Raw genomic sequence first — 16325 nt, 5'->3', positions numbered from 1 at the left:
ATGGACCGACGCAGCTTTCTGGAGTCCTGTTCCGCCGGCGCCGCCTGCCTGTCGGGCGGCTTCGCCCCGCCTGCCTGGGCCGCCAATGCGCGGCCGAAGGACTACGCCCAGGTCCTGCTGGTCAACGAGCGCGGCGACCCGCTGCGGGCCTCGGAGCTGCGTCCGCAGGCGAACTACGTGTTCCACTATCCCTTCGAGGCGACGCCGGTGTTCCTGCTGGATCTCGGCAAGCCGCTCGCGCCGCATGCCCTCAGTACGGCGGACCGGGCGGCCTACACCTGGCCCGGCGGGGTGGGGCGCAACCGCAGCATCGTGGCTTTCTCCGCCATCTGCGCGCACCAGCTGGTGTACCCCACGAAGGAAGTGAGCTTCATCAGCTACCGCAAGACGCGGGCGCAGCGCGGCGTGCAGGACGGCCTGATCCACTGCTGCGCCGAGCACAGCCAGTACGACCCGTCCCGCGGCGCCGAGGTCCTGTCGGGGCCGGCCAAGCAGCCCCTGTGCGCCGTGCTGCTGACGCACGATCCGAGGGCCGACACCCTGACGGCCTACGGAACCCTGGGCGCGGAACTGTTCGACGAGTTCTTCCGCAAGTACGAGGTGAAGCTCAGTTTCGAGATGGGGCCGAAGGCGAAGACGAGCGTCGCGGGGCAGTCGGTGGTGCGGGAACTGGAGAAGTTCTGCCGCAACCCGGTGCAGTGCTAGCGCTCGTCCTTCCCGCGCCGGCGGGGGGCCAGGGCGTTCAGAGCTTCGCCAGCCGTTCCAGCGCCGCCCGCAGCGTCTCGTCCTTCTTCGCGAAGCAGAAGCGCACCACCCGCTGGTCGAAGCCGTCGCCGTAGAACGCCGACAGCGGGATCGCCGCGACGCCGATCTCGGTGGTGAGCCACTTGCAGAACTCGGCTTCCGACAGGTCGCTCACCTCCGCGATGTCGACGCACTGGAAGTACGTGCCCTCGCTGGGCAGCAGCTTCAGGCGCGAATTCGCGAGGCCGGCGCGGAACAGGTCGCGCTTGCGCTGGTAGAAGGCGGGCAGCTGCAGGTAGGGTTCCGGCGAGGCCATGTAGGCCGCCAGGCCGAACTGCATCGGCGTGTTGACCGTGAAGACGTTGAACTGGTGGACCTTGCGGAACTCCGCCGAGAGCGGCGCCGGGGCGGCCACGTAGCCCACCTTCCAGCCGGTCACGTGGTAGGTCTTGCCGAAGCTGGAGACGATGATGGAGCGCGCCGCCAGGCCGGGGAAGCGGGCCGCGCTCTGGTGCGGCTGGCCGTCGAACACCATGTGCTCGTAGACCTCGTCGCTGATCACGAAGACGTCGGTGGGCGCGAGCAGGTCCTGCAACTGCAGCATCTCCTCGCGCGTCCAGACGGTGCCGCTCGGGTTGTGCGGCGAGTTGATCAGGATCGCGCGGGTGCGCGGCGTGAGCGCCGCGGCGATCTTCGCGAAGTCCGGGCGGAAGCTGTGCGGCACCAGCGGCACGCGCACCACCTTGCCGCCGGCGAGCTCGATGTTGGGCACGTAACTGTCGTAGCAGGGCTCCAGCACGATCACCTCGTCCCCCGGCTTCACGATGGCCAGCACCGCGGTGATGATCGCCTGGGTGGCGCCGGCCGTGATGGTGATCTCCGATACCGGGTCGTAGCGGCGGCCGTAGACCGCCTCGATCTTGGCCGCCACCGCCTCGCGCAGCGGCGTGATGCCGGTCATGGGCGGGTACTGGTTGAGGCCCTTGCGCATGGCCTCCGTCACGGCTTCCGTGAGCTTCGGGTCGCATTCGAAATCCGGGAAGCCCTGTCCCAGGTTGACGGCATTCCTCTCGGTGGCCAGCGCGGACATCACCGTGAAGATCGTCGTCCCCATGGTGGGGAACTTCGTTGCGATGGGCGGGGTTCGTACAAGTGCGTTCATACGGGACGGCATGCTGGCGGTATTTCCCGGTGCCACCGGGGAACCGGCTTTGCCGGGCCGCGGGTGGCGCCCCCTCGAGGGGGAGGCGGCCGCAGGCCGCTTCGGGGATGGGTCATAGATCGTAGTCGTTGCCGTGGCCGCTCATCGCCTTGGCGATCAGGTTGCGGTCCAGGCGGTCGGGCGAGAGCAGTTCGGCGAAGCGGTAGACGAAGTTGCGCAGGTAGGCGCCGCGCTTGAAGGCGACACGGGCCAGATTCTGGCCGAACAGCGTGCCCAGCGGCCGCACGGCCAGGTCCGAGTTGCTGCCGTCGTCGCGCACGGCCATCTCGGCGACGATCCCGATGCCCAGGCCCAGGCGGACGTAGGTCTTGATCACGTCGGAGTCGATGGCCTCCAGGGCGATGCGGGGGTGCAGCTTCTTCTGGGCGAAGGCGCTGTCGATCCGGGTGCGGCCCGTGAACGACGGGTGGTAGGTCACCAGCGGCTCGGCCGCGATGTCCTCCAGCGTGATCCGCTCCTTCTTCGCCAGCGCGTGCGCCAGCGGCAGCACCAGCACGTGCTGCCATTCGTAGCAGGGCAGGGTCACGAGGTCGGGGTAGTCGCCCAGCGACTCGGTGGCGATGCCGATCTCCGCCGTCTCCTCCATCACCATCTTGGCCACCTGGTCCGGCGAGCCCTGGTGCAGGCTCACGCTGACCTTCGGGTAGAGCTCGCGCAGCCGGGCCACCGGCAGGGGCAGCACGTAGCGCGCCTGCGTGTGGGTGGTGGCGATGGACAGGGTGCCGCTGTCCTGTGCGCTGAACTGCTCGCCGATGCGCTTGAGGTTGCCCACCTCGCGCATGATCAGCTCGATGCTTTTCAGGACGTGCTGGCCGGGCTCCGTCACGCGCTTCAGGCGCTTGCCATGGCGGGCGAAGATCTCCACGCCCAGTTCCTCTTCCAGCTCGATGATGGCCTTCGAGACGCCCGGCTGCGAGGTGTGCAGCGCCTTGGCCGCTTCCGTGAGGTTCAGGTTCCGCCGTACCGCTTCCTGGACGAAGCGAAACTGGTGCAGATTCATATATGTTGAATTTCTTCTAAGGCAGAAATTCATTATGCCTGCATCTACTCCAAGGCAATCTTTGCGATGAGGTCCAGGACGCGGCTGTCCTCCCCGACGGCCTTCTGCAGCACGAAGGTGACGCCGGGATGGGTGGTTTGCAGCCCCTGCACCAGGTCGGGCAGGTCCTCCCGCGCGTGGCGGCCCGTGCCGAGGAACATCGGGAGGATGGTGACGCGGTCCGCGCCGGCCGCGACCACGTCCCCGGCGGCGGTGGCCAGGTCGGGCGCATCCAGTTCGAGGTAGGCGCAGCGCACGGCCACGTCCGGGTGCTGCGCCCGCAGGCGCGCCGCCACCGTCTCCATCGGCAGGCGCCACAGCGGGTCGCGCGAGCCGTGGCCGAACAGGATCACCGCTTTCATTTTTCGTCGGACCCGGCGCCCGCCGGGTGCCGCGGCGATTGCGCAAGCATGGCGCAACCGGGTGCCACCGCGGAACCGGCTTTGCCGGGCCGCTGGTGGCGCCCCCTCGAGGGGGAGGCGCCGCAGGCGCTTCGGGGGTGGGTCATCTCCGCAATACCAGCCAGCCGAAGGCGCCCAGGGAGGCCAGCATGTAGAGGAGGCCCGGCGCGCCGGCGGCCATCCAGGGCACCCAGTTCTTCAGGTTGCCGATGTAGCCGAACATGTTGTTCAGGAGGAAGAAGCTGATGCCGATCAGGACCCCGCCGAACACGTAGCTGGTGATCCCGCCCGAGCGGAAGTGCAGGTAGGCGAAGGGCAGCGCCAGCACCACCATCACGAGGCAGCTGAGCGGATAGAACACCTTGCGCCAGAACTCGATCTCGTAGCGCTGCGAGGTCTGCGAGTTCGCCTCCAGGTGCTGGATGTACTGGAACAGGGCGATGGTGCTCATGCGCTCGGGCTTGAGCAGGGCCACCGCCACCATCTCCTGGGTGATCTCGGTCGGCCAGCGCATGCTGGGCAGGGCGACGCGCTGCACGCGGGTGGAATCGTCGGCGCTCTTGAATTCGGTGCGCTCGACGTTCTCCAGCAGCCACGCGCCGTCGTCGCCGAACACGCCGCGCTGCGCCTGCGTGAGCGAAACCATGTAGCCGCGCGCGTCGGCCTCGAAGATGCGGATGCCCTGCAGCCGGCCATCGGGCGTGAGCGAGCGGACGTTCACGTTGTACGAGAAGTAGCGCTGGCGCTCCTTCAGCCAGGCGCCGGTGGTGCCCACCGACAGCATCCCGTCCATGCGGGCCTTCAGCAGCTGCGCCGTCCGGTCGCTGAGCGGGGCCAGGTAGTCGCCCGTGAGCACCGTCAGCACCGTGAACCCGAAGCCGAGCAGCAGCAGCGCCCGCAGGGCGCGCCACGGGCCGAGCCCGCTGGTGCGCAGGATCGTGTATTCGGAGCTCTGGGCGAAGCGCGCCATCACGAAGATCGTGCCGATCAGCACCGCGATGGGCAGCAGCTCGTACAGGTGGCTGGGCATGCGCAGCGCCACGTAAAGCAGCGCCTGCGTCATCCGGTAAGGCTGGAGACCTCCCTTGCCCAGGTCGCCCAGTTCGTCGACGAAGTCGAAGAAGAAGAACAGGGCGAGGAAGCCCAGGCTCACGAATGCGACGGCCTGGAGGATCTCCAGGTAGACCAGGCGGCGGATCGTCTTCATGGGCCGCGCCCCCGCAGGCGCATCATCACCGGGCGCACCGCCCAGTTGTTGTGCTGCTTGGCGAGCCACAGCGCCGCCAGCAGGAAGGTGCCCCCGTGCAGCAGCAGCATGAACGTCGAGGCCGGGGTTCGGCCGGAGGCGACCCAGCTCTGGCCCACGTTCAGGAGGTTGTAGTAGATGACGAAGGCGAACAGCGCGAACACGAGGTTGCCGCTGCGCCCCGCGCGCGGGTTGACGCTGGAGACGGTGACGGCCAGCAGCACGAGGTTGAGGGCCGCGAACGCCATGCCGATGCGCCAGGCCAGCTCGCTGCGGTTCGCGGGCGTCGGATCGAGCGCGAGCGCGAGCGTCGAGCGGGCGCGCACGGGGGCCTCGTCCATGCTGGCGAGCGTGTTGCCCTTCACCCTGCTGCCATGGACCTCGAACTCGCTGATGCGGATGCCCTCGCCGGTGGTCGAGCTCTCCAGGCGCTGACCGTTCGACAGCATCAGGAACTGGCTGTCCCCGATGGTCTCGACGTGGCCGCTGCGCGCCGAGGTGACCGTCTCCTTGTCCTTGTCGCGGGTGGAGATGAAGATGTTGCGGCCCGACTTGTTGTCCGGCGTGTCCTTGTCCAGGAAGAACACGCGCTGGCCGCTGGCGGACTCCTGGAACTGGCCGGGCGCCACGCGCTCGAGGTCGCCGCGCTTGCCGTAGCGCTCCTTCAGCTCGCGCGTCTGCTGGTTGGCCCAGGGCCACACCACCAGCGACAGCAGCATGATGGCGGCCAGCACGGGCCAGGCGAAGCGGAACAGGGGCTTGACCAGGGCCGACAGGCCGCGGCCGGCGCTGAACCAGATCACCATCTCGCTGTCGCGGTACATCCGCGACAGGGTGCCCACGATCGCGATGAACAGCGAGAGGGTCAGGATGGTGGAGAGGTAGCCGAGCACGGTATAGCCCATCACCATCATCACTTCTTCGGGATTGACGCTGCCGCGGTTGGCGAGGCTCAGGGTGCGGATCAGCGTCATCGTGACGATGATGGTGACCAGCACCACGAGGGAGGCGCCGAAACTGCGGGCCAGTTCCTTGCGAACGGTTGAATGGAATAACATCGGCGGCTGCGGGCGCGACAGGCGCATGAACAACAACGGATTATGGACTTCGAACTCAAGACCCTGGACCTGGCCGGCGCGGCCGCGGAAAAGTGCGACGTGCTGGTGGTCCTGGTGCCCGAGGGGTTCCAGGCCGGCAAGGACGCGGTCTCGCGCCTCGTGTCCGCCGCCCTCGCGGCCAAGGACCTCGAACCCAAGGCCGGCAAGCTGCTGCAGGCGTACCGCACGGAGGGCATCGCGGCCCCGCGCGTGATCCTCGCCGGCGCCGGCGACGGCTCGGGCAAGCGCCTGCAGACCGCGGTGCAGGCGGCGGTGGGCGCCATCAAGTCCTCGCCCGCGAAGCGCATGGTGATCCTGCTGCCGCCCGGCAGCGGGGCCCCGGGCGTGCGCGCGGCGGTCTGCGGCACGGCCGAGAGCAGCTATGTCTACGTGGCGACCAAGTCCAAGCCCGAGGGGCGGGAGCTGAAGAAGGTCGTCGTCGCCGTCGCCGATGCGGGCGCCGAGCGGGAAGCCTTCGCGCGCGCCCGCGCCGCGGCGGCCGGCATCGAGTTCGCCCGCGAGCTGGGCAACCTGCCTCCCAACTACGCCACGCCGACGCGGCTGGGCGACGAGGCGACGAAGCTGGCCAAGGCGCACGGCTTCGGCATCGAGGTGCTCGGGCCCAAGGAGATCTCGCGCATCGGCATGGGGTCCTTCCTCGGCGTCGCCAAGGGCTCGGCCGAGCCGCCGCGCTTCATCGTGCTGCGCCACGACGGCGCGGGCAAGGGCGAGCCGCCGCTGGTGCTGGTGGGCAAGGGCATCACCTTCGACACCGGCGGCATCTCGATCAAGCCCTCGGCCGAGATGGACGAGATGAAGTTCGACATGGGCGGGGCCGCCAGCGTGCTGGGCACCTTCCGCGCGCTGGCCGAACTCAAGCCGCGCCTCAACGTGGTGGGCCTGATCCCGAGTTGCGAGAACATGCCCGATGGCGGCTCCTACAAGCCGGGCGACATCCTCACCAGCCTGAGCGGCCAGACCATCGAGGTGCTGAACACCGACGCCGAGGGGCGCCTGATCCTCTGCGACGCGCTGACGTATGCCGAGCGCTTCAAGCCGCGCGCCGTGGTGGACATCGCCACGCTCACCGGCGCCTGCGTGGTGGCGCTGGGCGCCGTGCGCAGCGGCCTGTTCGCCACCGACGACCAGCTGGCGCAGCAGCTGCAGCAGGCCGGCGAGGTCGCGCTCGACCCGTGCTGGCGCCTGCCGCTGGACGAGGAATACGCGGAAGGCCTGAAGACCAATTTCGCCGACGTGGCCAACGTCGCCGGGCGCGCGGGCGGGGCCGTGGTCGCCGCCAAGTTCCTGCACCGCTTCACCCAGAATTACCCTTGGGCCCATCTCGACATCGCCGGCACCGCCTGGAAGGGCGGCAGCGCCAAGGGCTCGACGGGCCGCCCGGTGGGCCTGCTGGTCGAATACCTGCTGGCGCAGGCGGACGGTGCCGCGCCGGCCGGCAAGCGCGCCGCTTCCTCGCCGCGGGCGGCGGGGAAAGGCAAGCCGGCCGCCGGTGCGAAGGCCGCTGCCAAGGGCAGGGCCCGGGCCGGCGCATGATGCCCCGGGAATGACCGAAGTCGCCTTCCACTTCAACGTGCCCGACAAGCTGGCCTATGCCTGCCGGCTGCTGCGCAAGGCCACCGGCGCCGGCTCCCGGGTCGTGGTGACCGGCGAACCCGGGCTGCTGCGCCGCCTCGACACCGAGCTGTGGACCTTCTCGGCGCTGGAGTTCATCCCGCACGCGCACGTCGGCTCGGCCGAGGCGCACGTGGTCGCGGCCTCCCCCGTGGTGCTGGCCGACTCGCCCCGCGGCACGCCGCACCACGAGGTGCTGGTGAACATCGGCGGCGCGGTGCCCGAGGGCTTCGAACGCTTCGAACGCCTGATCGAACTGGTCTCGCAGGAGGAGGACGACCGCCTGCAGGCCCGCGCGCGCTGGAAGCACTATGCCGACCGCGGCTATGCCATCCGCAAGCACGACCTCGCCGAACGGGAGGCCCGCTGATGGCCACGCGCACGCCCCCCAGATTCGTGCCCACGCTGACCGAGGTGGTGCAGACGCCCCCCGCGCCGCCCGCACCGGCGGGGGGCGCGCCGGTCGGGCTGACGCAGGAGCAGCTCGCGCAGCGCGTCCTCCAGCGCGTGGAGCTCACGCTCGACCGGCGGCTGCGCGAGGCCATCGCCAGCGCCATCGTGGAGCACACCAGCGCGCTCACGCCCCTGCTGCGCGAGCGCGTCGAGAGCGTGGTGCGCGAGGTCGTGGCGGAGGCGCTCGCCGACGAAATGCAGCCGCGTCAACGCATGGCGGGCCCAAACGTTTGAGCTGATGCAAGCATTGCGTTGCGCAGGTGATGCAAAGCTCGCTTTTCATTGGCGCCCTAGAGGAGTCCCTCTGGCTGGGGCCTGGAAATTGCGATATGGTCCGCGCCGTTGAGCGAACAACGAGTGGATCTCAACCATCACGAACATTGGAGGTTTCCATGCAATTCAAACTGAAAACGACGGTCGTCCTCGCACTGGCAGCCACCTGCGGCATCGCGTTCGCGCAGGAGGAGGTCGTCAAGATCGGCCACGTGGCGCCCATGTCGGGCCCGCAGGCCCACTATGGCAAGGACAACGAGAACGGCGTCCGCATGGCCATCGAGGACCTGAACGCCCAGGGCGTCACGATCGGCGGCAAGAAGATCAAGTTCGAGATCCAGGCCGAAGACGACGCCGCCGACCCGAAGCAGGGCACGGCCGCCGCCCAGAAGCTGTGCGACGCCAAGGTCGCCGGCGTGGTGGGCCACCTGAACTCCGGCACGACCATCCCCGCCTCCAAGGTCTACAACGACTGCGGCATTCCGCACGTCACCGGCGCGGCCACCAACCCCAACCTGACCAAGCCCGGCTACAAGACCACCTACCGCATCATCGCCAACGACAACGCCCTGGGCGCTGCGCTGGCCCTGCACGCGGCCGACAAGCTCAAGCTGAAGACCGTGGCGATCGTCGACGACCGCACCGCCTACGGCCAGGGCGTCGCCGAGGTGTTCAAGAAGACCGCCGAGTCCAAGGGCATGAAGGTCGTGGACCAGCAGTTCACGAACGACAAGGCCACCGACTTCATGGCCATCCTGACCTCCATCAAGTCCAAGAACCCCGACGCGATCTTCTACGGCGGCATGGACGTCCAGGCCGGCCCGATGCTGCGCCAGATGGAGCAGCTCGGTCTGACGAAGGCGAAGTTCTTCGGCGGCGACGGCATCTGCACCGCCGAGATCGCCAAGCTGGCGGCCGGCGCCAAGACGCTGGACAACGTGGTCTGCGCCGAAGGCGGCGCCTCGCTGGACAAGATGCCCGGCGGCAAGGCCTGGAAGGAAAAGTACGACAAGAAGTTCCCGGGCCAGTTCCAGATCTACAGCCCGTACACGTACGACGCCACCTTCGTGCTGGTGGACGCGATGAAGCGCGCCAACTCCACCGATCCGAAGAAGTACATCCCGATGCTGCAGAAGGCGAACTACAAGGGCGTCACCGCCAACATCGTGTTCGAGCCGAACGGCGAACTGAAGAACGCCGCGAGCACCCTGTACACGTACAAGGACGGCAAGAAGGCGGCCGTGCAATAAGCGCGTCGCGCCGCGATGAAAGGGCCGCCTTCGGGCGGCCTTTTTCCTTGCATGCCGCGCACGCGAGCGCGCCTCCCGCTGGACCGGGGTAACCGTGTGTATCGCGTCTGCGGTCCGCGCGCGCGCCGCAGCAGTCACCGCGCATGCAGGAAACTCCGTAGCGTGCGCGCTTCAGCCCTGTAGGTGCCTGAGTTCTTTTCATGTCAGCAGGCTCCTACAGTCCGCACCAGCAATGGGTTTGCGCCGGGTCGGCCTTTCCTGTCGCGTTGCCGGCTTTTCCCCGAGGCGCTACCCTCCCAAGCTCTGTTGGCGTGCCAACAGTTGCTTACCTTTGGGGGATCACATGGAAGTTCTGGCGAAGCCGCCCACCGCTGAGCATCGAGACGGGGACTTGAAGCTTGTATTGAAGGCGCTGTCCGCGTTCCGGCGCGGCGAGCAGGGGGTGTCGCTGCCCACGGAATGGGACGGCTTGTTCGGGAAGATCGCGGCGGAATTCAACGAGCTTTCCTCGCAGACCACGCGCACCAGCCACAAGCTCAAGACGGTCGCGGCCGGTCCGCACGGCGGCTCCCGCTCCGCGCGCCGGCTCGCCGACGACAAGCTCACCGGCTTCTGGCAGGACAACGTCGCCGGCGTGAACCAGCTGCTGGACGAAGTGGAGCTGTCGTCCGAGCGCACGCGCACGCTGCTGTCTTCGCTGACCGAACTGAAGAAGGGCAACGTCCAGGCCGAACTGCCGCACGACTGGACCGGGCTGTTCGGCAAGGTGGCCGACGCCTTCAACGACGTCGTCGCCGAGAACGTGCGCATGTCGCAGGAACTGGCCCGCCTGTCGCGCGTGGTCGGCAAGGAGGGCAAGCTGAAGGAGCGCGCGGCGATGCCCGCTGCCGGCGGCTTCTGGCGCGACTCCGCCGAATCCATCAACTCGCTCATCTCCGACCTGGTGCACCCGACGTCCGAAGTGGCGCGCGTGATCGGTGCGGTGGCCCAGGGCGACCTGTCCAAGTCGATGGCCCTGGAGGCCGACGGCCGCGCGCTGGAGGGCGAGTTCCTGCGCACCGCCATGACCATCAATAAGATGGTGCAGCAGCTGGGAACCTTCTCCGCCGAAGTGACGCGCGTGGCGCGCGAGGTGGGCACCGAAGGCAAGCTGGGCGGCCAGGCGGAAGTGCAGGGCGTGGCAGGCACCTGGAAGGACCTCACGGATTCCGTCAACTCCATGGCCGGCAACCTCACGGCGCAGGTGCGCAACATCGCGGAGGTGACGAAGGCGGTGGCCGCGGGCGACCTGTCCAAGAAGATCACCGTGGACGTGAAGGGTGAGATCCTGGAGCTGAAGAACACCATCAACACGATGGTGGACCAGCTGCGCTCCTTCGCCTCGGAAGTGACCCGCGTGGCGCGCGAAGTGGGTACCGAGGGCAAGCTGGGCGGCCAGGCCGACGTGCAGGGCGTGGCGGGCACCTGGAAGGACCTGACCGAGTCGGTCAACTTCATGGCCGGCAACCTGACTTCGCAGGTGCGCAACATCGCGGACGTGACCAAGGCGGTGGCCGCGGGCGACCTGTCGAAGAAGATCACCGTGGACGTGAAGGGCGAGATCCTGGAGCTGAAGAACACCATCAACACAATGGTGGACCAGCTGCGCTCCTTCGCCTCGGAAGTGACCCGCGTGGCGCGGGAAGTAGGTACCGAAGGCAAGCTGGGTGGCCAGGCCGACGTGCAGGGCGTGGCCGGCACCTGGAAGGACCTGACCGACTCCGTGAACTCGATGGCCGGCAACCTGACGGCCCAGGTGCGGAACATCGCGGACGTGACCAAGGCGGTGGCCGCGGGCGACCTGTCCAAGAAGATCACGGTGGACGTGAAGGGCGAGATCCTGGAGCTGAAGAACACCATCAACACGATGGTGGACCAGCTGCGATCCTTCGCCTCGGAAGTGACCCGCGTGGCGTGCGAAGTGGGTACCGAAGGCAAGCTGGGCGGCCAGGCCGACGTGCAGGGCGTGGCCGGCACCTGGAAGGACCTGACCGACTCCGTGAACTCCATGGCCGGCAACCTCACGGCGCAGGTGCGGAACATCGCGGAGGTGACGACCGCCGTGGCGGCCGGTGACCTGTCCAAGAAGATCACCGTGGACGTGAAGGGCGAGATCCTGGAACTGAAGAACACCATCAACACGATGGTGGACCAGCTCTCCTCCTTCGCCTCGGAAGTGACGCGGGTGGCGCGCGAAGTGGGCACCGAGGGCAAGCTGGGCGGCCAGGCCGACGTGCAGGGCGTGGCGGGCACCTGGAAGGACCTGACCGAGTCGGTCAACTTCATGGCCGGCAACCTGACTTCGCAGGTGCGCAACATCGCCGACGTGACCAAGGCGGTGGCCGCCGGCGACCTGTCCAAGAAGATCACCGTGGACGTGAAGGGCGAGATCCTGGAGCTGAAGAACACCATCAACACGATGGTGGACCAGCTTTCCTCCTTCGCCTCGGAAGTGACCCGGGTGGCCCGGGAAGTGGGTAACGAAGGCAAGCTGGGCGGCCAGGCCGACGTGCAGGGCGTGGCCGGCACCTGGAAGGACCTGACCGACTCGGTGAACTCGATGGCCGGCAACTTGACGGCCCAGGTGCGCAACATCGCGGACGTGACCAAGGCGGTGGCCGCGGGCGACCTGACCAAGAAGATCACGGTGGACGTGAAGGGCGAGATCCTGGAGTTGAAGAACACCATCAACACGATGGTGGACCAGCTGCGCTCCTTCGCCTCGGAAGTGACCCGCGTCGCGCGCGAAGTGGGTACCGAGGGCAAGCTGGGCGGCCAGGCCGACGTGCAGGGCGTGGCCGGCACCTGGAAGGACCTCACCGACAACGTGAACTTCATGGCCGGCAACCTGACCTCGCAGGTGCGCAACATCGCGGACGTGACCAAGGCGGTGGCCGCCGGCGACCTGTCGAAGAAGATCACCGTGGACGTGAAGGGCGAGATCCTGGAGCTGAAGAACACCATCAACACGATGGTGGACCAGCTGCGCTCCTTCGCCTCGGAAGTGACCCGCGTGGCGCGCGAAGTGGGTACCGAGGGCAAGCTGGGCGGCCAGGCCGACGTGCAGGGCGTGGCGGGCACCTGGAAGGACCTGACCGACTCCGTGAACTCGATGGCGGGTAACCTCACGGCGCAGGTGCGGAACATCGCGGAAGTGACGACCGCCGTGGCGGCCGGTGACCTGTCCAAGAAGATCACGGTGGACGTGAAGGGCGAGATCCTGGAGCTGAAGAACACCATCAACACCATGGTGGACCAGCTCCGTTCCTTCGCCTCGGAAGTGACCCGGGTGGCGCGCGAAGTGGGCACCGAAGGCAAGCTCGGCGGCCAGGCCTACGTGCAGGGCGTGGCCGGCACCTGGAAGGACCTCACGGACAACGTGAACTTCATGGCCGGCAACCTGACCTCGCAGGTGCGCAACATCGCCGACGTGACCAAGGCGGTGGCCAGCGGCGACCTGTCCAAGAAGATCACGGTGGACACCAAGGGCGAGATCCAGGAGCTGAAGAACACCATCAACACGATGGTGGACCAGCTCTCCTCCTTCGCCTCGGAAGTGACGCGGGTGGCGCGCGAAGTGGGCACCGAAGGCAAGCTGGGCGGCCAGGCCTACGTGCAGGGCGTGGCCGGCACCTGGAAGGACCTAACGGACAACGTGAACTTCATGGCCGGCAACCTGACTTCGCAGGTGCGCGGCATCGCCAAGGTGGTGACCGCGGTGGCCAACGGCGACCTCGAACAGAAGCTGACCGTGGAAGCCAAGGGCGAGATCGCCTCGCTGGCCGACACCATCAACTCCATGACCGACACGCTGGCCACCTTCGCCGACCAGGTGACCACCGTGGCGCGCGAAGTGGGCGTGGAAGGCAAGCTGGGCGGCCAGGCCAAGGTGCCAGGCGCCTCCGGCACCTGGAAGGGCCTGACCGAGAACGTGAACCAGCTGGCCGCCAACCTCACCACGCAGGTTCGCGCCATCGCCGAGGTGGCCACCGCCGTGACGCAGGGCGACCTGACGCGTTCGATCACCGTGGAAGCGCAGGGCGAAGTGGCCGCTCTGAAGGACACGATCAACGAGATGATCCGCAACCTGCGCGACACCACGCAGGTGAACACGGAGCAGGACTGGCTGAAGACCAACCTGGCCAAGTTCTCGCGGATGCTGCAGGGCCAGCGCGACCTGGTCGCGGTGGGCCACCTGATCCTGTCCGAGCTGGCGCCCGTGGTGGGCGCCCAGCAGGCCGAGTTCTACGTGCTGCGCTACACGCAGGAGCAGCCCAGGCTGCGCCTGATGGCTTCGTACGCCTCGGACGGCCACGGCGCCTACGGCAAGGAGGTCGACCTGGGGCAGGGCCTGGTCGGCCAGGCCGCCTTCGACAAGAAGAAGATCATGCTGACCTCCAGCTTCCCCGAGACCCTGAAGATCGTCTCCGGGCTGACGGAGAGCGCGCCGCTGAACGTGCTGGTGCTGCCGATCATCTTCGAGGGGCAGGTGCGCGGCGTGATCGAGCTCGCGTCGGTCGAGCGCTTCAACCCGACCCACCAGGCCTTCCTGGACCAGCTGACGGAATCGATCGGCATCGTGATCAACACGATCGAGGCCAACATGCGGACCGAGGACCTGCTGTCGCAGTCCCAGTCGCTGGCCCAGGAACTCCAGTCCCGCCAGCAGGAACTGCAGCAGACCAACGAGGAACTGCAGGAGAAGGCGCGCCTGCTGGCGCACCAGAACCAGGAGGTGGAGCGCAAGAACACGGAAGTGGAACAGGCGCGCCAGGCCCTGGAAGAGAAGGCCAAGCAGCTCGCCCTGACGTCCAAGTACAAGTCCGAGTTCCTGGCCAACATGTCGCACGAGCTGCGCACGCCGCTGAACTCGCTGCTGATCCTGTCGGACCAGCTGTGCAAGAACCCCGAGGGCAACCTCACCCCCAAGCAGGTGGAGTTCGCCAAGACGATCCACTCGTCCGGCAACGACCTGCTGATGCTGATCAACGACATCCTGGACCTGTCCAAGATCGAGTCCGGAACGGTGGTGGTGGACGTCAACGAGCTGCGCCTGTCCGACCTGCAGCTCTACGTGGAGCGCACCTTCCGCCACGTCGCTGAGGCGAAGAACGTGGACTTCACCGTGCGCAGCGGCCTCAACCTGCCGGCTTCCATGGTGACGGACGCCAAGCGCCTGCAGCAGATCCTGAAGAACCTGCTGTCCAACGCCTTCAAGTTCACGCACCAGGGCCACGTGACGCTGAACATCGAGGAGGTGTTCGCCGGCTGGAGCCCGGACAACGAGGACCTGAACCGCGCCCAGCAGGTGCTGGCGTTCTCGGTGTCCGATACCGGCATCGGCATCTCGCCCGACAAGCAGCAGATCATCTTCGAGGCCTTCCAGCAGGCCGACGGCTCCACCAGCCGCAAGTACGGCGGCACGGGCCTGGGCCTGGCGATCAGCCGCGAGCTGTCCAAGCTGCTGGGCGGCGAGATCCGCCTGGTGTCCTCGCCAGGCCAGGGCTCGACCTTCTCGCTGTACCTGCCGCTGGTCTACATGACTACGCGCACGACGCGCCGCATGACCACCGACTTCCGCGGAGACGCCACGATGGCGCCGGTGCCCAAGCGCCTGGCGCCCCCGCAGCCGCCGGCGCTGGCCGAGGACGTGCAGCCCGTGCGCGGCGTGGGGCCGGCCGAGCCGGAAGAGGCCTATGCCGCCGACAACGTGGCCAATGACGACCGCGACTCCATCCAGCAGGGCGACCAGGTCCTGCTGATCGTGGAGAACGATCTCGCGTTCGCGCGCTTCCTGCTGGATGCGGCGCGTGCCAAGGGCTTCAAGGGCCTGGTCACCACCGTCGGCGCCGGGGCGCTGACGCTGGCCAACCAGCACAAGCCCTCGGCCGTGACCCTGGACATGCACCTGCCCGACATGGCCGGCTGGCGCGTGCTCGACCGCATCAAGCACGACCTGTCGCTGCGCCACGTGCCCGTGTGCGTGATCTCGACCGACGACAGCAAGGACCGCGCCTTCAAGTCCGGCGCGCTGGCCTTCGTCGAGAAGCCGATCCGCTCCAAGGAAGTGCTCGATGCGATGCTGGACAAGCTTTACACGTATGTCGCTCGCAGCGAGAAGAGCCTGCTGGTGGCCCTGGACGACCAGGACGTGCTCAACGACCTGCTGGCGCAGATCGAGGGCGAGCAGGTCGACGCGACCGTCGTGGCCAGCCCGCAGCAGTTTCTGCAGGCGCTGGCCGACAGCCGGTTCGACGCCGTCGTGCTGGAGGACGGCTTCGGCGGCGCCGACCCGCGCGAGTTCCGGCGCGCGATCGCGGCCCAGTCCACCATCGGCCCGTTGCCGCTGGTCCTCTACCGCGGCGAGGACGGCGTGCGCAATCCCTGGCACTCCGACGAGGCGCTGACGGTGCACGAGGTGAGCGGCGAAGCCCGGCTGTTCGACGCGGCGCTGATCGCGCTGCACAAGAGCCTGGCGCGGCTGCCCGAGCTCAAGCGCAACGTGATCGACGACGTCTACGAGTCCGCCAAGCCGCTGGCCGGCAAGCGCGTGCTGATCGTGGACGACGACATGCGCAACATCTTCGCGCTGGCCACCGTGCTGGAAGAGCACGGCATGGACATCGTCTGGGCCGACAACGGCCGGGAAGCGATCAACCGCGTGGCCAACGATCCCGGCATCCAGGTCGTCCTGATGGACATCATGATGCCGGAAATGGACGGCATGGCCACCATGAAGGAGATCCGCAAGCTCCCGCAAGGCCGCAACCTGCCTATGATTGCGGTCACCGCCAAGGCGATGAAGGGTGACCGCGAGAAGTGCATCGAGGCGGGCGCCTGGGACTACCTGGCCAAGCCCGTGAATACGCCCGACCTGCTTGCCGTGCTGCGTGCCTGGCTGCAGCAGTAAGGCAGCGTTGGGAGATCCG

General features: G+C 67.7%; 11 protein-coding genes. 6 read left to right on the top strand and 5 right to left on the bottom strand.

What is annotated here, in order from left to right; genetic code table 11:
- Complete coding sequence (locus JJ685_RS00530) at positions 1 to 705, top strand: twin-arginine translocation signal domain-containing protein (protein ID WP_201672224.1); 705 nt, start codon at positions 1 to 3, stop codon at positions 703 to 705.
- A gap of 37 nt (positions 706 to 742) precedes the next feature.
- Here JJ685_RS00530 and JJ685_RS00525 read toward each other — a convergent pair whose 3' ends face one another.
- The 5 genes from JJ685_RS00525 to lptF all read right to left on the bottom strand — a co-directional run bounded on the left by JJ685_RS00525 (position 743) and on the right by lptF (position 5710).
- On the bottom strand, positions 743 to 1906 hold the full coding sequence (locus tag JJ685_RS00525) for a pyridoxal phosphate-dependent aminotransferase (protein WP_201672223.1): 1164 nt from the start codon (positions 1904 to 1906) through the stop codon (positions 743 to 745).
- A 112-nt stretch (positions 1907 to 2018) separates the two neighbouring features.
- Positions 2019 to 2966 carry a CysB family HTH-type transcriptional regulator gene (locus JJ685_RS00520; RefSeq protein WP_201672222.1) on the bottom strand — a complete coding sequence of 316 codons (948 nt, stop codon included), beginning with the start codon at positions 2964 to 2966 and terminating at the stop codon, positions 2019 to 2021.
- Between the two features lie 44 nt (positions 2967 to 3010).
- Positions 3011 to 3367 (bottom strand): sirohydrochlorin chelatase, encoded by a 357-nt coding sequence (locus JJ685_RS00515; protein ID WP_201672221.1) that lies wholly within the window; start codon positions 3365 to 3367, stop codon positions 3011 to 3013.
- A 142-nt stretch (positions 3368 to 3509) separates the two neighbouring features.
- Entirely contained in the window at positions 3510 to 4613 is a 1104-nt protein-coding gene (gene lptG, locus JJ685_RS00510; RefSeq protein WP_201672220.1) for an LPS export ABC transporter permease LptG, read from the bottom strand.
- Positions 4610 to 5710, bottom strand: coding sequence for an LPS export ABC transporter permease LptF (lptF, locus tag JJ685_RS00505; protein WP_201672219.1), 1101 nt, complete (start codon positions 5708 to 5710; stop codon positions 4610 to 4612). Before lptF ends, lptG begins: the two co-directional genes overlap by 4 nt.
- A gap of 42 nt (positions 5711 to 5752) precedes the next feature.
- On the opposite strand from lptF, the gene JJ685_RS00500 reads away from it, so the two are divergent.
- The 5 genes from JJ685_RS00500 to JJ685_RS00480 all read left to right on the top strand — a co-directional run bounded on the left by JJ685_RS00500 (position 5753) and on the right by JJ685_RS00480 (position 16306).
- Entirely contained in the window at positions 5753 to 7303 is a 1551-nt protein-coding gene (locus JJ685_RS00500; protein WP_201672218.1) for a leucyl aminopeptidase, read from the top strand.
- 10 nt (positions 7304 to 7313) lie between these two features.
- Positions 7314 to 7751, top strand: coding sequence for a DNA polymerase III subunit chi (locus tag JJ685_RS00495; RefSeq protein ID WP_201672217.1), 438 nt, complete (start codon positions 7314 to 7316; stop codon positions 7749 to 7751).
- Positions 7751 to 8068: a hypothetical protein gene (locus JJ685_RS00490; RefSeq protein ID WP_201672216.1), complete on the top strand. Its 318-nt coding sequence runs from the start codon at positions 7751 to 7753 to the stop codon at positions 8066 to 8068. The genes JJ685_RS00495 and JJ685_RS00490 overlap by 1 nt, the downstream gene beginning before the upstream one ends.
- Before the next feature lie 158 nt (positions 8069 to 8226).
- A complete protein-coding gene (locus tag JJ685_RS00485) occupies positions 8227 to 9357 on the top strand; it encodes a branched-chain amino acid ABC transporter substrate-binding protein (RefSeq protein ID WP_201672215.1) in 1131 nt (376 codons plus the stop codon).
- 808 nt (positions 9358 to 10165) lie between these two features.
- Complete coding sequence (locus JJ685_RS00480; protein ID WP_456320563.1) at positions 10166 to 16306, top strand: HAMP domain-containing protein; 6141 nt, start codon at positions 10166 to 10168, stop codon at positions 16304 to 16306.
- The last annotated feature ends 19 nt before the right edge of the window (positions 16307 to 16325 follow it).

This window comes from Ramlibacter monticola (genome assembly GCF_016722785.1).
GTDB lineage: Bacteria > Pseudomonadota > Gammaproteobacteria > Burkholderiales > Burkholderiaceae_C > Ramlibacter > Ramlibacter monticola.
This window is presented reverse-complemented; position numbering and strand designations above follow the sequence as displayed.